Annotated in this window: 16 protein-coding genes and 3 pseudogenes; 2 read left to right on the top strand and 17 right to left on the bottom strand. The window is 72.8% G+C overall.

Annotated features, from left to right (window positions below; translation table 11 throughout):
• The first annotated feature begins 193 nt into the window (after positions 1–193).
• Positions 194–682 carry a transcriptional regulator BldD gene (bldD, locus tag ACQP0U_RS11355; protein WP_007458348.1) on the top strand — a complete coding sequence of 163 codons (489 nt, stop codon included), beginning with the start codon at positions 194–196 and terminating at the stop codon, positions 680–682.
• Between the two features lie 90 nt (positions 683–772).
• Here the strand turns inward: bldD and nusB are convergent, their stop codons facing one another.
• From nusB to ACQP0U_RS11330, 5 genes and pseudogenes are all read right to left on the bottom strand, one after another.
• Positions 773–1,183: a transcription antitermination factor NusB gene (gene nusB / locus ACQP0U_RS11350; protein WP_184188983.1), complete on the bottom strand. Its 411-nt coding sequence runs from the start codon at positions 1,181–1,183 to the stop codon at positions 773–775.
• Positions 1,184–1,206: 23 nt separating this feature from the next.
• Positions 1,207–1,764 (bottom strand): elongation factor P, encoded by a 558-nt coding sequence (efp, locus tag ACQP0U_RS11345; protein ID WP_433318190.1) that lies wholly within the window; start codon positions 1,762–1,764, stop codon positions 1,207–1,209.
• A gap of 87 nt (positions 1,765–1,851) precedes the next feature.
• On the bottom strand, positions 1,852–2,277 hold the full coding sequence (gene aroQ, locus ACQP0U_RS11340; protein ID WP_433318188.1) for a type II 3-dehydroquinate dehydratase: 426 nt from the start codon (positions 2,275–2,277) through the stop codon (positions 1,852–1,854).
• A pseudogene (gene aroB / locus ACQP0U_RS11335) lies at positions 2,274–3,352 on the bottom strand (3-dehydroquinate synthase). The gene aroQ and the pseudogene aroB overlap by 4 nt, the downstream one beginning before the upstream one ends.
• A 10-nt stretch (positions 3,353–3,362) precedes the next feature.
• Complete coding sequence (locus ACQP0U_RS11330; protein WP_433318186.1) at positions 3,363–4,376, bottom strand: helix-turn-helix transcriptional regulator; 1,014 nt, start codon at positions 4,374–4,376, stop codon at positions 3,363–3,365.
• 79 nt (positions 4,377–4,455) lie between these two features.
• On the opposite strand from ACQP0U_RS11330, the gene ACQP0U_RS11325 reads away from it, so the two are divergent.
• Positions 4,456–5,184: an alpha/beta fold hydrolase gene (locus tag ACQP0U_RS11325; protein WP_433318184.1), complete on the top strand. Its 729-nt coding sequence runs from the start codon at positions 4,456–4,458 to the stop codon at positions 5,182–5,184.
• A gap of 122 nt (positions 5,185–5,306) precedes the next feature.
• On the opposite strand, the gene ACQP0U_RS11320 is transcribed toward ACQP0U_RS11325, so the two are convergent.
• The 12 genes and pseudogenes from ACQP0U_RS11320 to ACQP0U_RS11265 all read right to left on the bottom strand — a co-directional run bounded on the left by ACQP0U_RS11320 (position 5,307) and on the right by ACQP0U_RS11265 (position 18,705).
• Positions 5,307–5,810 carry a shikimate kinase gene (locus tag ACQP0U_RS11320; protein ID WP_433318182.1) on the bottom strand — a complete coding sequence of 168 codons (504 nt, stop codon included), beginning with the start codon at positions 5,808–5,810 and terminating at the stop codon, positions 5,307–5,309.
• Entirely contained in the window at positions 5,810–6,988 is a 1,179-nt protein-coding gene (aroC, locus tag ACQP0U_RS11315) for a chorismate synthase (protein ID WP_433320771.1), read from the bottom strand. Before aroC ends, ACQP0U_RS11320 begins: the two co-directional genes overlap by 1 nt.
• A 99-nt stretch (positions 6,989–7,087) precedes the next feature.
• A pseudogene (locus ACQP0U_RS11310) lies at positions 7,088–8,004 on the bottom strand (glycosyltransferase family 2 protein); the annotation flags it as partial.
• Positions 8,001–8,675 (bottom strand): glycosyltransferase, encoded by a 675-nt coding sequence (locus tag ACQP0U_RS11305; RefSeq protein WP_433318180.1) that lies wholly within the window; start codon positions 8,673–8,675, stop codon positions 8,001–8,003. The pseudogene ACQP0U_RS11310 and the gene ACQP0U_RS11305, both read right to left, overlap by 4 nt.
• Entirely contained in the window at positions 8,672–9,151 is a 480-nt protein-coding gene (locus ACQP0U_RS11300; protein WP_433318178.1) for a UDP-N-acetylglucosamine--LPS N-acetylglucosamine transferase, read from the bottom strand. Before ACQP0U_RS11300 ends, ACQP0U_RS11305 begins: the two co-directional genes overlap by 4 nt.
• Positions 9,152–9,365: 214 nt before the next feature.
• Positions 9,366–10,628, bottom strand: coding sequence for a hypothetical protein (locus ACQP0U_RS11295; protein ID WP_433318177.1), 1,263 nt, complete (start codon positions 10,626–10,628; stop codon positions 9,366–9,368).
• A complete protein-coding gene (locus tag ACQP0U_RS11290) occupies positions 10,625–11,527 on the bottom strand; it encodes a sulfotransferase domain-containing protein (RefSeq protein ID WP_433320768.1) in 903 nt (300 codons plus the stop codon). The genes ACQP0U_RS11295 and ACQP0U_RS11290 overlap by 4 nt, the downstream gene beginning before the upstream one ends.
• Positions 11,528–11,535: 8 nt before the next feature.
• Positions 11,536–13,172, bottom strand: a pseudogene (locus tag ACQP0U_RS11285) (lipopolysaccharide biosynthesis protein).
• Complete coding sequence (locus ACQP0U_RS11280) at positions 13,169–14,461, bottom strand: O-antigen ligase family protein (RefSeq protein WP_433318175.1); 1,293 nt, start codon at positions 14,459–14,461, stop codon at positions 13,169–13,171. The pseudogene ACQP0U_RS11285 and the gene ACQP0U_RS11280 overlap by 4 nt, the downstream one beginning before the upstream one ends.
• 68 nt (positions 14,462–14,529) lie before the next feature.
• The gene (locus tag ACQP0U_RS11275; protein ID WP_433318174.1) at positions 14,530–16,128 is read right to left on the bottom strand and encodes a lipopolysaccharide biosynthesis protein; all 1,599 of its coding nucleotides are present in this window, start codon (positions 16,126–16,128) and stop codon (positions 14,530–14,532) included.
• A complete protein-coding gene (locus ACQP0U_RS11270; protein WP_433318172.1) occupies positions 16,121–16,639 on the bottom strand; it encodes an acyltransferase in 519 nt (172 codons plus the stop codon). The genes ACQP0U_RS11275 and ACQP0U_RS11270 overlap by 8 nt, the downstream gene beginning before the upstream one ends.
• Before the next feature lie 128 nt (positions 16,640–16,767).
• The gene (locus tag ACQP0U_RS11265; RefSeq protein ID WP_433318170.1) at positions 16,768–18,705 is read right to left on the bottom strand and encodes a hypothetical protein; all 1,938 of its coding nucleotides are present in this window, start codon (positions 18,703–18,705) and stop codon (positions 16,768–16,770) included.
• Positions 18,706–18,766: the final 61 nt, after the last annotated feature.

The following is an 18,766-nucleotide window of genomic DNA, read 5'->3' as shown; positions in this document are numbered from 1 at the left end:
CACGTTACCAGTGGTCACCGGGCCGAGGGACGGCGGCTGCTGACCACCGGATCAGGCGCCGGAATAGGGGATAACTTCCCGGACGCTCCTCAACGGTAGGGTCACGACCACTTGACCACGTGTCGCATTCCCCGTACCGTCACGCTCCGTAGCGATCGACGGGAGAACCCCGAGCAGCACTGGGAGTGTCCGAATGCCCTCTGAATACGCCAAGTCTCTGGGCGCCCGCCTGCGCTCCATCCGCCAGCAGCAGGGTCTCTCCCTGCAGGGTGTGGAGGAGAAGTCGAACGGGCGGTGGAAGGCCGTGGTGGTCGGCTCGTACGAGCGTGGCGACCGGGCCGTGACGGTGTCCCGTCTGGCCGAGTTGGCCGAGTTCTACCGCGTACCCGTCTCGGAGCTGCTGCCTGACGGCAGTGGCGTCCGTCACGAGCCCACCAGCAAGATTGTTCTGGACCTGGAGCGGCTCTACGACGAGGCCTCCGAGGACCTGGCCTACGTCGCCCGCTACGCCCGCGCCATCCAGCAGCAGCGCGGCGACTACAACGGCCGGGTGCTCTCCATCCGCGCCGACGACCTGCGGGCGCTCGCGATCGTCTACGACGCCTCACCGTCGGGCCTGATCGAGCGGCTCACCGAGCACGGTGTGCTGGTGGCCGACCCCCGGGCGTTCTTCGCCTCCTGATCTGCCGCAACACCTGATCTGCCGCTTCACCGAAAGGGCCCGTGCCGGTTGGCACGGGCCCTTTCGTGTCGCGTCGTCCGGTGGGGACGCTCAGCGGGTGGCGTACTCGGCGATCCGGCCGAGCACCCCGTTGAGGAAGCGCGGCGAATCGTCCGTCGACATCTGCCGGGCCAGCTCCACGGCCTCGCTGATCGCCACCGCGTCGTCGATCTCGTCGACGTAGAGCAGCTCGTAGACGGCGATCCGGGCCAGATTACGGTCGACGACAGGCATCCGCTCCAGCGTCCAACCCTCGGCGTAGCTGGCGATCAGCTCGTCGATCCGGTTGAGGTGCTCGGCAACACCCTCGACCAGGCCCACCGCGTAGCCCAGATGCTCCGGTCGGGGCTGCTCGATCCGCTGCACGTAGCCGGCGAGCACCTCCACCGGAGGCTTGTCCCGTAGGTCGGCCTCGTAGAGGACATCCAGCGCCCGCTTGCGCGCCTTGCGGCGCGCCGGCATCTGCTGCTTGGAACCCTCAGCCATCAGGCGCGGCCGAGGTAACGGCCGTCGCGGGTGTCGACCTTGATCTTCTCGCCGGTGGTGATGAACAGCGGAACCGGAACGGTGGCGCCGGTCTCCACTGTCGCCGGCTTGGTGCCGCCGGTCGAACGGTCGCCCTGCAGGCCCGGCTCGGTGTAGGTGACCTCCAGCACGACGCTGGTGGGCAGCTCGATGTAGAGCGGCACACCCTCGTGCTGGGCGACTGTCGCCTCCGCCTCGGGCAGCAGGTAGTTGGCTGCCTCACCGACGGTGCCACCGGGCACGCTGATCTGGTCGAAGGTCTCCAGATCCATGAAGACGAAGTCCTCACCGTCGGCGTACAGGTACTGCATCGTGCGCTTGTCAACGGTCGCGGTTTCGACCTTGGTGCCCGCGTTGAAGGTCTTGTCGACCACCTTCCCGGACAGCACGTTCTTCAGCGTGGTGCGCACGAAGGCACCACCCTTACCGGGCTTGACGTGCTGGAACTCGACGACGGCCCAGAGCTCGCCGTCCAGGTTGAGTACCAGGCCGTTTTTGAGGTCGTTGGTGGAGGCCATTTCCTGCCTTGATCATCAATTGGCGGACAGACCCTACGAGTCTACTAGCTGCGTCGAATCGCCCGGTCCCCGCTCGGGGGCGGCCTCTCAGCGGGTGGTCAGATGGTGCAGAGCGAGACGATAGCCGTCGATGCCCAGCCCGCAGATCACCCCGGTCGCCACCGCCGACACCACCGAGTGGTGCCGGAACTCCTCACGGGTGTGGATGTTGGAGATGTGCACCTCCACCAGCGGCCCCCGCAGCATGGCGCAGGCGTCCCGCACGGCGTACGAGTAGTGCGACCAGGCGGCCGGGTTGAGCACCACCGCGGCGCCCTCGTCGGCCGCCGCGTGCAGCCAGCCGAGCAGCTCGTGCTCCGCGTCGGTCTGCCGGACCGTCACGTCCAGCCCCAGCTCCCGACCGGTGCTCTCGCAGAGCGCCACCAGGTCCGCGTAGGTGGTCGCGCCGTACACGTCGGGCTGGCGGGTGCCCAGCCGACCCAGGTTCGGCCCGTTGAGGACGTAGACCTTCACGGGGTCGCCACCTCGCGGTAGGCGGCCTCCAGCAACGCGTCGTCCGGACCCTCGAGCATCGCCGGGCGGGCCAGCCCGTCGAGCACCACGAAGCGCAGCCGGCTGCCCCGGGTCTTCTTGTCCACCCGCATCGCGGCCAACAGTTGCGGCCAGGCGTCGGCCGGGTAGCTCACCGGCAGACCGAGCGCGCTCAACGTGACCCGGTGCCGGTCGGCGGTCGGCGCGTCCAGCCGCCCGGCGAGCCGGGCCAGCGTGGCCGCGTACACCAGGCCGACGGCGACGGCGTGGCCGTGCCGCCAGCGGTAGCCCTCGTTCTGCTCGATGGCGTGGGCCAGGGTGTGACCGTAGTTGAGCACCTCCCGCACACCCGACTCGCGCAGGTCGCCGGCGACCACGTCGGCCTTGACCCGGATCGCCCGCTCGATCAGCTCCCGGCTCACCGGCCCACGGCTGTCGGTCGCGGCCGCCGGGTCATTCTCGACGAGATCCAGGATCGTCGGGTCGGCGATGAAACCGCACTTGACCACCTCGGCCAGCCCGGCCGCCAGGTCGACCGCGGGCAGGCTGTCCAGCGTGGCCAGGTCGGCCAACACCCCGACCGGCGGGTGGAACGCACCCACCAGGTTCTTGCCGGCGGCCGTGTTGATGCCCGTCTTGCCACCCACCGCGGCGTCGACCATGCCCAGCAGCGAGGTTGCCACCGGCACCCAGCGCACCCCACGCAACCAGCAGGCCGCGACGAAGCCGGCCAGGTCGGTCACCGCGCCGCCGCCCACCCCGACCACCGCGTCGGTACGGGTGAAACCCGCCGCGCCGAGCCGGTCCCAGCAGGCGGAGGCCACGTCGATGTGCTTGCCGGACTCGGCGTCGGGCACCTCGATCGGCAGTGGCTCGACGCCGGCGGCGCGCAGGCGCTCGCCGAGCGCGTCCGCGAGGGTCTTGAGCGGGGCGCGTGCAGCACCGCCGCCCGCGTCGCGCCGGGCAGCAGGCCAGGCAGCGCACCCAGCAGGTCACGTCCCACCAAGACGTCGTACGGCCGCTCGCCGCCGACCGGAATCCGGGTCACCTCGTCCATCGCCGGCAGCCTAGTCCAGCGGGCGGCGCGGCGAGGGCGGCTGTCCACCTGCTGGCCGGGCTGCCCACTCCGCCAAGCGGCGCGCGTGCTCGGCGACCGCGGCGCGCAGCGCGTCCGGATGTCGCACGGTGAACGGAGAGCCCAGCCCGGCGAGCAGCGCCGCCATGCCGGGCAGGCTCTCCGCTCGGGCCCGCAGCAGCACCCCGTCGGTGGTGGCGGTCAACTCGGCCACGCTGGGCGGGATGCGGCGGCGGGCGGCGACCAGGTCGGTCTCCAGCAGGACCTCCACCTCGTGGGTGTAGGGCACGCCGGCCAGCGACCGGGTCACCCAGGCCACCGCCTCGAAGCCGTCCGGCACGGTGAACGTCGCCGCGCCGGGCGTCACCGCGCCGGGCGTCACCGCGCCGATCCGGTCGAGTCGGAAGGTACGGATCTCCCCGCGCCGGTGGTCGTGGCCTGTGACGTACCAACGGCCGGCGTGGAAGACCAACCCGTACGGGTCGAGCTCGCGGTGCGACTGCTCCCCCCGCCAGGAGCGGTAGTCCAGTGCCACCCGCTGACGGTGCCGGGTGGCCGAGGCCAGCGCGAGCAGGGTGCCCGACGCCGGTCCACGCTCCTGCTCCGGGCGACGCAGAGTGAAGCCCAGATGCTCCTGGACGGCGGCGAGCCGGTCGGCGAGCGCCGCCGGCAGCACCCGGCGGATCTTCGCCAGCGCGGTGGCGGTGGCGGGCTGCTCGGTGGCGAGCCCGACCCGTTCGGCGACGACGAGGCCGAGCAGCACGGCCACCGCCTCGTCGTCGGTGAGCATCAGCGGCGGCAGCTTGTAACCGGAGTGCAGCCGGTAGCCGCCGTAGCGGCCCCGGTCGGCGGTCACGGGGATGCCCAGCTCGACGAGCGTGGTCGCGTACCGACGCACGGTCCGCTCGTCCACCCCGAGCCGGCCGGCGAGGTCGGCGGCCGTGGACCGGTGCCGGGTCTGCAGCAGTTCGAGCAGGGCCAGCACGCGCCCGGCGGGATGTGACACGGGCCACTCCTTCAAACCGGGCGGATTCTGTCCGGATTCGATCGTACGGTCTGTCGGTAACCGAGAGAAGGAGCGACAGATGGCGACATTCGTGCTGGTGCCGGGGTTCTGGCTGGGTGCCTGGGCGTGGCGGGACGTGACCGCCGCGCTGCGGTCGCAGGGGCACGAGGTCCATCCGATGACGCTGACCGGGGTGGCCGAGCGCGACCACCTCGCCGGGCCGGAGGTCAGCCTGGACACGCACACCACCGACATCGTCCGGCTGATCGAGGTCGAGGACCTGCGCGACGTGCTGCTGGTCGGGCACTCCGGCGGCGGGATGCCGGCCGCCCTGGCGGCGGACCGCGTGCCGGACCGGATCGCCCGGGTCGTGTACGTGGAGAGTGGGCCGTTGCCGGACGGCACGGCGCAGTTCGACACGATGCCGCCGGAGGAGCAGCAGCGGCTGCGCGCCGCGATCGGCACCGGGCACCTGCTGCCGCCGCCGGCCTGGGACCCGGCCGCCGACCCGACCAACCTGGCCGGCCTGGACGAGCCGACGCTCGCGCTGCTGCGCGCCCGGGCCACCCCGCAGCCGCTGCGGGCCGCCACCGACCCGGTGCGACGCACTGGTGGGCGGCAGGTGCCGACCGCGCTCGTCGCGAGCACCTTCCCGCTCAGCGTGGTGCAGCAGATGATCCGTGAGCAGCATCCGTTCTTCACCGGCCTGGCCGGCGGCCAACTGCACGAGCTGCCCACCGGGCACTGGCCGATGCTCAGCGAGCCGAAGGCTCTGGCCGACGTCCTCGACCTGATCGCCCGCGGCTGACCGACGCACCCCATCACGCCGATCTTGCAGTTGCGGTTGCCGAGATGCGGGGAATGCCCCTACGTCGGGACAGCAGGTGCAAGATCGGCGAGGGAGGTCGGGCTCGGTGAGGGAGGTTGGCGTCAGCGGGGCAGCAGGGCGGCGACCTCGGCGACGACCTGCGCCGGGGCCCGGCCGTCGGTGACCACCGTCTCGGTGGCCACCTCGGCGTAGAGCGGCCGGCGCTGGTCCAGCAGGTGCTTGAGGGTGGCCCGGGGGTTGATCGCCAGCAGCGGGCGGCCGGCGCCGAGCCCGACCCGCCGCACCGCGTCGGGCAGCTCGACCGAGAGGTGCACCACCCGGTGCCCGATCAGGGCCGCCCGGGTCTCCTCGGCCAGCACCGCGCCGCCGCCGAGGGCGAGCACGCCCGTGCCGGCGGCCAGCGCCGCGGCCACGGCGGCCCGTTCCAGGGTACGGAAGTGCGCCTCACCCTCGTCGATGAAGATCTCCGGGATCGGTTTCCCGGCCATCTGCTCGATGTCGGTGTCGGTGTCGCGGAACTCCACGCCGAGGGTGGCGGCGAGCGCCCGCCCGACTGTGGTCTTGCCGCAGCCGGGCGCGCCGACCAGCACGACGACAGGTGCCATCAGCGGATGATCAGAGCGTCGAGGTACCCGGCCAGGTTGCGACGGATCTCGGCGACCGAGTCCCCGCCGAACTTCTCGGTGGCCGCCTCCGCGAGCACCAGCGCCACCATCGCCTCGGCGACCACCGCCGCGGCGGGCACCGCGCAGACGTCGGAACGTTGGTTGATCGCCGTGGCCGGCTCGCCGGTGGTGACGTCCACGGTGGAGAGGGCCCGGTTCAGCGAGGAGATCGGCTTCATCGCTGCGCGGACCCGCAGCGGCTCGCCGGTGGTGATGCCACCCTCCAGCCCGCCGGCCCGGTCGGTGACCCGGCGGACGCCGGTGGCCGACGGGATGATCTCGTCGTGCGCCTCGGAGCCTCGGGACCGGGCCTGCTGCCAGCCGTCGCCGATCTCCACGCCCTTGATCGCCTGGATGGACATCAGCGCGGTGGCCAGACGGGCGTCGAGCTTGCGGTCCCACTGCACGTGGCTGCCCAACCCCGGTGGCACCCCGTACGCCAGCACCTCGACCACGCCGCCGAGCGTGTCGGCGGCCTTCTTCGCGGCGTCGACCTCGGCGACCATCAGGGCGCTGGCCTCCGGGTCGAGGCAGCGCAGCGGGTCGGCGTCGATCCGGGCGGCGTCGGACGGCGTGGGACGCAGCCCGGGCTTCGCGGCCACCGGCCCCAGCTCGACGACGTGCGAGACGATCTCGATGCCGAGCGCCTGCCGGATCAGCGCCTTGGCGACAGTGCCGACGGCCACCCGGGCGGCGGTCTCCCGGGCGCTGGCGCGTTCCAGGATCGGCCGGGCGTCGGTGTGGCCGTACTTCTGCATGCCAGCCAGGTCGGCGTGGCCCGGCCGGGGTCGGGTCAGCGGGGCGTTCCGGGCTTGCCGGGCCAGCTCGTCGGGGTCGACCGGGTCGGCGGCCATCACGGTCTGCCACTTCGGCCACTCGGAGTTGCCGACCCGGATCGCCACCGGGCTGCCCAGGGTCACGCCGTGCCGCAGGCCGCCGAGCAGCTCGACCTCGTCCCGCTCGAACGACATCCGGGCACCCCGGCCGTAGCCCAGCCGCCGGCGGGCCAGCTCGTCGGCGATCACGGTGGTGGTCACCTCGATGCCGGCCGGCACCCCCTCCATCATCGCGACGAGGGCGGGACCGTGCGATTCACCTGCAGTCAACCAGCGCAACACAGCGGTCAGTCTGTCACGGCGGGCCACCGACGCGGCGCGCTCCCCGGGGCGTCCCGCCCACCGGACGGCGCCGCCCGCTCGCGCGGGCGGCGGCTCAGATCCCCGACCGCGCTTGTGCAGGGTGCGCAGCACCGCGTCTGCCCGGACCACCCGACCGGCGACGGCGAGGGCCAGGTAGGCGCGCGGCTCGCGGGGTTGCTCCGCAGGGTGCGCCGTGCCCAGCGCAGCGCGCCCCGGCGGTCGCCGGAGGCGGCCTGGGCGAACGCGATCTGCCCGGCCACCCGGGCCTCGCCGGCCGGTTGGCTGGCGAACTCCGGGTAGCGCTGGAGCAACCACTGCAACGCCTCGGAGATGGTGTCCCAGCGCTGCGCGAAGTACGAGCGCTTGTGCCAGCGGACCAGCACCGACGGCGTCCGCAGGTTGATCAATGGCGCGCTGCGCGCGGCCCGCAGCAGGAACTCGTAGTCCTCCGCGTAGCTGCCCGGGATCTCCTCGTCGACCAGCCCGAACCCGTCGCGCAGCGCGCTGGCGCGGATCAGGAAGGTCGACGGGTGCAGCTCCGTCATCCGGTCGCGCAGCAGGTCGTCCAGGGTGATCCGGTCCTTGTCGAGCACCCGGTCGACGGTGTGCCCGTCGTAGTTGACACGGATGCCGCAGCAGACGAACTCGGCGGCCGGAACACCGGCCAACGCGTCGACCTGGGCCGCCAGCTTGCCGGGCAGCCACTCGTCGTCGTCGTCGCAGAACGCGACGAGCTCACCCTCGGCCGCGAGCGTGCCGCTGTTGCGCGCACCGGCCAACCCGGGGGTACGGGAGTTGCCGATCACCCGTACCGCGCGGGCCGGGCCGCTCCCCAGCTCGGTCAGCGAGTCGTCCGGCGCGGACTGGTCGAACACCACGACGACCTCGACCAGGCCGGGGTAGTCCTGTGCCAGGATCGCGCGCACCGCGGCCCGCAGCAGCTCGGGGCGGTCCCGGGTGGGCACCACGACGCTGACGCTCGGCTGCTGGGTCATCGAGTCTCCTCCGTACCCGGGCGTGGCCGGGACCAGGCCCGCCACCGGGGTGGGCGCGGGGTCGAGCGGGCCACCAGGTCGTCGACGATCTGCCCGACCCGGGCCACTGCCGCCCGTCGTGCCTCGTGCGCGTCCGGGTCGGCGGCCACGGTGTACCGGGACGGGTCGGCGACACCGGCGGCCAGCGCGTCGTGCAGCGCCTCGCGGGTTTCGCAGAGCGCCACCAGCCCGGCGGCGCCGAGCCGGCGGGCGAAGAGAAGCTGGTGGTTGTCGACGTGCTCGCCGCGAGCCGGATCGCGGGGCACCACGATGGGCAGGTGGCCGTGCCGGCGGGCCTCCAGGATGGTCGCTGGACCACCGTGGCAGACCACCAGGTCAGCATCGATCATCGCCTGTTGCAGGGCGTCGTGGCCGAGGAACGGCACCGCGCCGGGCAGCTGGGGAGCGCTCGTGTGGCCGTGCTGCACGGTCAGCCCGATCGGGCCGGCGGCCTGCGCGTGCCACTGCGCCAACCAGCCGACGAGCCGGTCGAAGGGGTGCTTGTCGGTGCCCACCGCGACCAGCAGTCGGAGCTGGGCGACCGCCGAGCTGTCGCGCTGGCGGGGCAGGCGGGCCGCCTCGGCGGTCGGCCGGGGTTGCGGACGCCGGGTCGTGCCCGTCTCCCCGGTCACAGCAGTGTCCCCACGACTGTCGCCTCGGGGTACTGCCGGCGCTGCTCGTTCCACTGCACGAGCATCGCGGACAGGAACGGCCGGCAGAGCCGAGCGGTCAACGTCGGGGTGTCGATCCGGTCGTACACCTCGATGTAGACGGTCGGGATGCGCCGCAGCCGGGCCAGCACCACGAACGGCACCGCCACCCCGGCGCCGGTGGTGACCACGGCGGCGACCCGCCGTGCCCGCAGCACCCGCCAGGCCAGCAGCGCGTTGCGCAGCAGGTTCGGCACGTTGCGGGTGGTCGGGTGGTGCGCCGGCACCAGGTCCTCACCGGCCAGCAGCGACACCGCCTCCGGGGTGTCGAAGGTGACCCAGCAGCGCCGCCGCTGTTCGTACCAGGGCCGCAGGGCCAGTAGTTGGGCCAGATGGCCGCCGCTGGAGCCGACCAGCAGCAGCACCGGCGCCCCACTGTCGTCGTTGTTCGTGTCCACGCGACTCCCCACAAGTTCGCTTGGAATTTCAGTTCACGCCACGCAGAAGCAGATCACACGATCCCCGGTCGCTGAATAGCGCGACCGGCCGAGATGACGATCTCCGCAGCGGGTGGCTCGGCACACCGAACGTCCGAGGTCCATCGATCGTCATCACCACCTGCGATTTTGTTGTTACTCTGCGGCGCGCCTTCGCCGCCGTGATTCCTCCAGATCAGCCGCTATGTCTTTTCTCGATGACGTCCAGGAGTGCGGGATGCAGCGCGGCGTTCCAGCCCGCGCCCGCGTCGGCCAACCGCCAGGTCCGCAACCACATCTCCACCAGGTACGCGTCGGCCACGAGCCGGCGCTGCGCCGCGTCGAGGCCGAGCCGCTCGCCGTGCCGGCTCAGATACCCGTCGACCGCCGAAGCGGCGGCGTCGGCCGGCTCCCCCCGCAGCACGAGTGCCCGCTGGAACGCGTCGTGCGCCAGGTCGAAACCGAGCGGCACGTCCGGCCCGCTGTGCTCCCAGTCCCAGGCGACCAACCGGCCGGCGTGCCAGCCCAGGTTCCAGGGCACCCAGTCACCATGCCAGTGACCGAACTCGACACTGGTGTCGCCATGCCGGCGGGCCAGCGCGGAGACCGCGGCGACCGCCCGCGCACCGGCCGGCTCGGTCGCGGCGGCCCGGGCAGCCTGATCGGCCAGCCGGTGCAGGAAGCGCGAGTCACCGAGCGGTCGAGGTGTGCCCGCCGGGCCGCCACGCCGGGCGACCGCGAGCAACGCGGCGATCCGTGGTGGGTCGTCCACCGGCACACCGCGTACCGCCGGGGGCAACGGCTCGATCACCGCGACCACCTGGCCCGCCCACGACGTCTCGGTGAGCAGCCTCGGCGGCGTCGGGTGGTCGGCGACGTCGACCACCGCGCGCAACGCCCGCAGCGCCGCCGCCTCCGCGCTGACCAGCGCACGGGTCGCGTCGTTCCAGCCGATCTTCGCGTAGCCACGCGGACGCCCGTCGGCGCTGAAGAGTTGCAGGGTGGGCTTGCCGTTCGGGTCGGGTGGGCGGACCCCGAACGCGGCCAGCAGCGGCGTGTCACCCAGGTCGGCGGAGAGCCGCGCGCTCAGCAGCAGCTCCGCGGCCGGCACCCCGGCCGGCACCGAGACGGTCAACGTCGGAAAGGGCGCGAGCCCCACCCGACCGAACCGGGCCAGCCCGCCGAGCACCGCCCGCAGCGCGCGCACCTTCGGTGGTCGCAGGGCGTTGTACGCCAACAGGGACGCCGCCCCGGCCCGGGGCGCGCCCAACGGCACCAGGAACCGGGCCCGGGCGACCGACGGCACCACCGCGTACCGGGCCACCGCCTGGTGACCGGCCGGCGGAGCGCCAGCCACGGTCAGGCCGACCCGGTCGTCCGGGAAGACCGCACGGCTCACCCAACCCAGGCCGTCCACCCGGGACCGCGGGTCGGTGGCCGGGCCCACCCGCGTCGTCACGCCGCCCGGTCCGCCCAGTCGAGGTCCAGCCCGAGCCGCTGGCGCAACGCGTCGTTGTACGGCCGGTAGTAGTCGGTCAGCTCAGCGCGCACTGTCGGCTCCAGCGGTGCCGAGCGCCGATCGTTGTAGACCTTGAAGTTGGGCAGGTCGTACGCCGGCAGACCGAGGAAGTCCAGGGTGCGACGGTAGGTCGCGCGCGAGTCGCGGTACAGGTCCTCGCTGGGCAGGAAGAGGATCTGCTGGCCGTCGAAGCGCTCCAGCCACGGCTCCAGATGCTCCAGGTAGCGCCCCCGGGCCCGGTACGTGTACCAGTCGTACGGCTCGCTGAACGACTCCGGCTCGGCGATCAACCGCTCCCGCTCGCCCGCCGTGCGCTCCGGCTCGGCCGCCAGCGCTGCGGCGAAGTCCAGTGGTTCGATGCCGTGGGTGCGGCGTTCCTTCCAGTGCGAGTACGCCCGCTCCACCGGATCCCGCAACAGCACGATGAGCTTCACCGTCGGCATCAGCGCGGCGACCCGCTGCGCGGCGAGCGGGTGGAACATGTACAGCGGGGCGGCCTCACCGACCCGGACCGGCCCGCCGTGCCGCTTGGCCAGGGCCTCGCGCTGCCGCTCGGTCGGGAAATGCGAGCGGTACCAGGCTTCGCCGCGCCCCCAGTGCTCCTCGAAGTAGTGCGCGGACTTGGTGTTCCACGCGGGGAAGAGCCGGGGCACCAACGGGTGCTGGATGAGGTAGTTCCACAGGGAGGTGGTGCCACCCCGCTTGGTCCCGATGATCAGGAAGTCCGGCAGCGGCCGACGATCGCTCGTGCGAACGCCGTAGTCGACGAGCGACTCCTTCACCCGGGTGGTCACCTGGGTCGGAACCAACTGCTTGACCCGGTCACGGATGGACGCCACGACGGACCTCACCTGCCTCTCGTCGATGCCGGGGTGGGCTCGGCGGCCGCGGCCGCGTCGTCCCCTCCACGGATCTGCCTCATGGTCCCCCGGATGCCGGCGCGCACCCGGGGCAACGTCAACATGCCGACGCAGCCGGCCAGCAGCACCGCAAGCGCCACCGCGAGGCCGGGCAGGCCGCGACCGCCCACCAGCACGCCGACGCCGGCGGCCAGGCCCACACCGGTGATCGTGGCCACCGCGGCCCGCACCATCGCGGCGTCGAACAGCGGCTCCCGGACCACCGACCGGGCGAACCAGGCGGCGGTGAGGTTCTCGGTGGCGATGCCGGCCGCCCAGGCCACCGCCGCGCCCGTCGCGCCCTGGTGGGGGATCAGCCAGAGACCCAGCGAGACGGTCACCGTCAAGCCGGCCACGGTCGCGACCAGGTGCAGCCCGCTGCGCCCGCCCATCAGGAGCAGGCTCTGCACGTTGCCCACACCGGTGTTGACGAGCATCGCCAGCGCGAGCACCGTCATCGCCGGCACACCGGCGGTGAACTCCGGCCCGAACAACCGGAGGAAGGCCAGCGCGAACACCGCCAGCAGCAGGTACACCGGCCAGGACAGCACCAGCCCCCAGGTGGTCAACTGCCGGTGCACCGCCGCCGCCGCGGCCCGTTCGCCCCGCCCGAGCAGCCGGGACAGCTGCGGAGACACCGCCACCCGCAACCCCTGCATGGCCAACTGACCGGCCAGCACGTACCGGCCGACAGCGCCGAACACGCCCGCGTCCGCCGGCCCGGCCAACACCGAGGTGAGCAGCACGCCCACCCACATGCTGCCGGCGTCGATGGCCGCCGAGGCTGCCCGGGGCAGCGCGAAGCGCCAGAACGTCGACCAGTCGGCGCGGCGCGGACGCAGCGTCGCGCCCCGGCCCAGCCCGAGCGGGCCCGCGACGAGGGTGAGGCAGGCCAGCAGCGCCAACGCCGCCGGCACCAACCAGCCGGTCATGCCGGCGAGCAGACCGCCACCCGCCAGCGCAGCGGCGCCCACCAGCACCGGGCGGGCGACCGGCAGCAGCAGGAACTGCACCCCGACGTACGCCCGGATGGGCCGCACGCAGCGCAGCGCGGCCAGCAGCAGGGTCATCGCGACCACCACCGGCACCGCGGCGAACGTGACGGTGAGCAGCACGTCGCCGCTCGCGCCGGAGCCGCGCAGCAGCCGGGGGCGAGCGCGTCGGCGGCCAGCACGCCCGCGCCGGCGACCAGGAGCCCGGTCAGCAGCGGCGGGATCAGCGCCACCGGGAGCACCCGGGCCGCGTCACCGCGCACGCCGGTGCTGCGGCGGGGCAGCGCCCACATGAGACCGGTCTCCGCGCCGAGGGTGCAGATCGCGGTGGCCACTGTGACGACCCCGATCGCGGCGAAGAACGCGCCCGCGCCGGCCGTGCCGTACCCCCGGGTGATCACGACGGCCAGCACGAACCCGAACAACCCGCTGGTGGCCGCGCCGAGCAGTCCGGCCACGCCGCTACGCGCGCTGCGGCGGGTCTCGGCCGAGCCGGTGTCACCGGCGGGCGACGGCGTGGCCGGGCCCCCGCCGGGGGTGGACGTCGGCCGGCCCTCGTCGGCGTCGGCCGGCGGTCGGGTGGCGGCGGTCACGCGGGCACCGGCGCGTTCCGCGCGGCCGTCGGCGGCGACCCGACCAACCGGGCCAGCCGTTCGCGTTCGGTGAGCGCCATCGCGAAGGCGACCGCGAAGAACGCGACAGCCAGGTTCTGGTTCGCCATGCCGTAGAACGGGATCTGCACGAGGCAGACCACCGGCACCACCGCCAGCCACTGCCCGGCCGCCGACGTCGCCCGCGCGCAGATCACCGCGGCGGCGACGAACCACGCCAGGAAACAGAGGAGCGCGGGTACGCCATGGCTGAACAGCACCATCCACAGCTGCCCCTGGGTGCCGATCGGCGCGGCGGCCGACACGGTGTCGACGTTCACCGGGGCGCCGTAGCCCAACCACGGCGACTCCTGCACCCGGCGGATCACCTCGGTGTAGAGCGAGAGCCGATCGGTGTTGGTGTCGCTGGAGTCGACCCGTCTGCTGATCAGCTCGGTGATCGGAATGAACAGCGTGGCCAACCCGCCGATCACCACCACCCCGACGATGGACGCGGCCACCCGGACGTTGCCGCGCAGACTGGCCCGCACCCCGAGCACCGCCAGCCCGGCGCCGAGGCTGAGGAACATCGCCCGGTTGAGGGTGAGGAACGCCGGGGCCAGCGACAGCGGCAGCGACCCCAGCAGCACCCAGCGCAGCAGCCCCTGCCGGCGCAGCATCGCGAACGCCACCACGCAGGGCAGCGTCATGGCGTACGCGCTGCCGTAGTTGTTGGTGTACGCGAACGGCGCGGCCGGCCGATAGATCGGGTTGAGCGAACGGGCACTGTACTCAGCGGTGGTGAGGTGCACCATGTCCTGGATGAACGGGGTGTTGGCCACCCCGCCGGGCAGCAGCACCTCCATCGGGGTCGCCATCGCCAGCCGGGGCACCAGCACCCCGAGCCAGCCCAGCGCCACCAGCCCGAACCAGAACGCGCAGAGCGGGGTGAGCACCGCCACCAGGCTGGCGCGTTCCCGGGCGGCGGCGTAGACGTAGACGCCGACCACCAGCGCGGTCAGGTAGAAGGCCAGTCGCAGGGCGAACGTGAGCAGCGAGGCGGGTGACGACAGCTGGGTGGCGCTGACCACCACGATGGCGAGGAAGAGCAGCCAGATGCCGGCCGCCGGTGGCAGCGGCACGCGCCCCCGGGTGAGCAGCAACGCGAACAGCAGCGCACCCAGCAGCGGCCAGCCGAGGTAGAACGCACCGAGCAGCCACCAGAGCGGCACCAGGCCGAACATCATCGACAGCGGCCAGAGCGGCAGTTGCGGCGGCGCGGACGGCGGCACCGGCGCAGCCTCCTCGGGTGCGCCTCCGGGCGGTGGTTCGGTCGCCGGGGCGCGGGTCACCGACACGCTCAGGCCCGGCCGTTTCGGGTGAGCACGAAGCCCAAGGGGGTGACTCCGGCGGCGCGCAGCCGCTCCACCAGGCGTCGCAGGTCGCTCTGCCGGGTGCGGTCCCGCTCGACGACCACCACCGCGCAACCCTGCCGGGCCACTGCCACGCCACGCTCGTCGGACTCGGCCGGCGGGGCGTTGAACAGGACCAGGCCGTGGTCGGCGCCCTGCCGCCAGGTGCCGAACCGGACGCTGCCCACACCGACGGCAACCTCGTCCGGGGCGACGACGCGACCGTTCTCGGGGCGGGCGGACGACACCCGCGGCAGCGTCAGCGTGGCGTCCGGGTCGGTGGACGGGCGGGCGCCGGGCGGGTGCGGGGAGGGTCGGCGGGCGGGTGTGCTGTCCGTGGCGGCAGCAGCGGCCGGTGTGCTGCCGGCAGGCCGGGGCTTGGGCACCAGCGGTCGGGACGGGTCGATGGGCAGCCGCCCCCGGTCGGCGAGCACGCTGGCCCGTAGCCGCTCGATCCGTCCGCTGTCGTCGGCGACGAAGACCTCCCGGCCGTCCACGGCGAGCGCCACCGCGAGCCCGGCGGTGAGCGCTGTGGCGTCCTCCCTGGCGGTGACCAGCGCGACCCGGGCCGGTTGCCGGACCCGTTCGGCGACCGCCATCGCCACGTACCGGACGTCGGCGTCGACCGCCCGGGGGCTCCCCCGGAACGCCGGTCGGCGCACCGTGCCGAGCAGCGGAAGGCCGGAGGCCTCCCGGCCGTCCGCGACCGAGCGGACCCGCCGGTCGGTCGACTCCCAGAGGTACGCCAGCACGACGCCGACCAGCGCGCCACCGAGCAGGCCCGCGACCAGGTAGAGCGGCCGGTGCCCGGCGGTGGTGACAAGCGCCTTCTCGGCGGTCTGGGTGACCCAGCCGGGGTTGACGTCGACCGCCGCGATCTCCGTACGGGCGGCGTTGAGCTGGGTGAGCTGGTTGTTGATCCCGGCAAGCTCGGCCACCAGCGCGTCACCGGCGGCGGTGTCCTTGGCGGTGTTCGCCCGCTTCTGCAACGCGGTCTGCTGAGCGGCGACCTTGGTGATGCTGGCGTCGTAGGAGCGCAGCATCTCGGCGCGCTGCTGCTCGTACATGGTCCGGCGCACGCTCAGGTAGGCCTCGGCGGCCATGTTGGCGCTCTGCACGGCCTGCTGCGCGTCGCGCGCCTGGTAGGTGAAGCGCAGGATCTGCCCGCCGGTGGGGACCTCGACCTCGAGCGCGTCGCGGATGTCACGCGGGTCGCCGCCGGCCGATTCGGCGAGCCGCTGCACCACCTCGGTGCCGGTGGCGATGCCGCTCTCCACGTTCATGTTGACCGCGCGGTCGGCGCCCGCGCCGCTGGGGGTGAAGGCGTCGGTCACCACCGGCCGGACCGCGACCACTGCGCTCGCGGTGAGCGCCGCCGGCACGAGCAGCACGTAGCCGAGCGCGGCGAGCAGACCGACCATGGCGACCGCCGCCACCAAGCGCAACCGGTGCATCGGCACCCGCAGCAGGTCGGTCAGTGTCACGGCACGCGAGGTGCCGGAGGACTGGCCGTCCGTGGGCCAGGGGGCGGGCGCTGCATCAGTCATGGAACTTCTTCACCGTCTGTTGAGGATTGCCGACGACCACGACGCCGGGTGGTACGTCGGTACGGACCACCGTCGCCGCGCCGACGACGCTGTCCCGGCCGACCCGCACGCCCTTGAGGACCAGGGCGTGGGCACCGACCCAGACGTTGTCCTCAAGGACGATCGGGGCACGGGTGAGCGGGGTGGGCGGAGCGTGCCGCTGCTCGGGGGGCAGGTTGTGGAAGTCGTTGTCGAGCAGCTCGCAGTCCGACAGGAGGCACCGGTCCCCCACCGTCACCGAGGTCCAGGTGCCGATCCAGGTGGCATTGAGCAGACAGTCCGCGCCGACGCGAACCTCGCCGGGGCCCGCGAAGCGGACGAGCTTGTTCAACCGGGTGCGGTCACCGATGGTCACCCGCACGCCGCGCCGCAACCGGATCCGGCCACGGATCTCGACGTCCCGACCGAGTGTCAACCGTCGGTAACGGAGCTGATACCAGCCGCGTTTGACCGCGAAGACCAGACGCACCACGCGCCTCGTTCGGATGCCAGCGGCGCCGAGCAACGACCCTCCCCCACCGTCGCGGGCCGGCGGCGGTGGTACCCGCCACCGGCCCAACGTGAACAATCTACCGATGCTCCGTTACGAACGGTTGACCCTTACTGTACGGAGAAGAACGTCGATGGGGTAGACCAGGACAACTCGGGCGTTGCGCTGCTGATGACTGTCGCCGTGGTGCCGTTGACCACCGCGCTCGGCGCGGCCGTCGGGTCGAACGGCACACTCCGCAGAGCGCCGTCGGTGGAGCCGTAGACGATCCGGCCGCCCACCCAGGCCATGCCCCGCACGGCGGACCAGGTGACACCCGTGGTCGGCAGGGCGAACTCGGTGGCACCGAGGTAGTTGCCGTCGATCTCGAAGTAGCGGTAGTAGAGGCTGTTGGCCCCGGTACGGGTGTAGTAGAGCCGGCCGTCGAGGAAGAAGGCGCCGGTCAGCAACGCCGGGTTGTACCAGTCGTTGTAGCCGGACGCCTCCCACGGCGAGCCGATCGCGCCCCCGTTGAAGAGCGAGACGTCGATCCGACTGCCGGTGGGCGTGCCGGCCACCGTGTGCGACCAGTAGATCCGGTCGTCCACCCGCCAGGTCGCGCCGGCCGCCGTGTACGCGGGCTGGCTGACGCTTGTCGCGGTGCCCAGCGCGGTGCCGTCGAACGGCACCTTCGCCACGGTGCCCGAGGCGGTGCCCAGGTAGAGGTTGCCGGTGGTCGCCGACGGCGGGTTCTTCGGGGTGAAGGTCCGCCCACCGGCGAGCGGGAACATGCCGAGCCGGCCGTGGTACTCCTCGCCCATGCCATCGGAGTTGTGCCCGAAGTAGAGGCCGTCCGAGCCGCGCCAGAGCACCGGCACCGACGAACCCCAGTTGCTGGTGCCCGACGGCATTGAGGCGCTGCCGCTACGGCGCGGGTTCCAGTTCACCGGCATGCCTGTCGCCGGAGTGACGGCGGCGATGCCGAGCCGGTCCACAGCGCCCGGGCCGGCGTTGTCGCTGGCGTTCGGGTTGTTGACCCAGCGGAAGTGCCCACCCAGGTAGATGACGTTGTCCGCCACCTCGACAGCGGTGATGGTGTCGTTGCCGGTGTAGTCGACCCAGGTGGCGAGCAGGCCGGTGCCCCGCGCGGCGGTCTCGAAGCGGACCAGGGCGTCGCAGTACGCGGCCGGCCAGCCGGCGCCGCCGTTGGTGCCGACCACGAACCAGCCTCCGTCGCCACCGAACTTCACGTCCTGCACGTAGTGCACGAAGGTCGTCGGCGCCGCGCACGGCGGGACGAACTTGTCGGTGCTCCAGTCGAGCACCGTGGGGGTTCCGGAGACGTCCACCAACGCCATCTGGTTGCGCGGCAGGTCGTTGACGAGCGTGAAGTTGCCGCCGACGACAAGGGTGCCGCCGTCCGGCGCGACGTCGATGGTCCAGACGTACGACGTGGTGCTGTGCCGTCCCACCGTGGCGTTGATGTTGAAGCTCGGGTCGATCGCGCCGGTGGTCGCGTTGAGCCGGCCGAGACCGGCGTGCGCGGTGCCGTTGAGCCAGTTGAACGCGCCGGCCACGTACAGCTGGTTGCCGTGCAGCGCCAGGTCACGGACCGTGCCGCCGTCGGAGCGCCCGACCCAGCTGTCGATGATCGCGCCAGTGGACGGGTTGAGCGCCACCAGGTTCTTCCGGGAGACGCCGTTGACGTTCTTGAAGGCGCCGCCGACGATCAGCGTGCCGCCGGGGCCGGCGAGGAGCGTGTTGACCGCACCGTCGAGCACCGGCAGGAAGGTCGTCGACATGGTGCCGGTGGTCCGGTCGTACGCGAAGAGGTAGCGCTGCGTGATCCACGCGGAACTGGCGGTCTGCCGGAGCTGGGTGAAGCTGCCACCGACGAACACCGTGTTGCCCACCTGCGCGAAGGCACGGGTCTCGCCGTCTCGCGCGTGCGGGGTCGCGTCAGCGGGGTTCGCCGACACCAGGGTCGCCGTCGCCGGGACCGGTACCACAGCGGCTGACGCGGTCGTGGGCACGCCCAGAGCTGCGGCGATGATCGCCAACGCGACCATCCCCGCCCGAGTACGACGACGTCCTGCGGAACGCCACAAGTGCGAGAGTTTGGGCACGCTG

This window comes from Micromonospora sp. CA-269861 (assembly GCF_050948505.1).
Lineage (GTDB): Bacteria > Actinomycetota > Actinomycetes > Mycobacteriales > Micromonosporaceae > Micromonospora.
The sequence above is the reverse complement of the archived record's forward strand: the minus strand, read 5'-3'. Positions and strand labels throughout refer to the sequence as shown.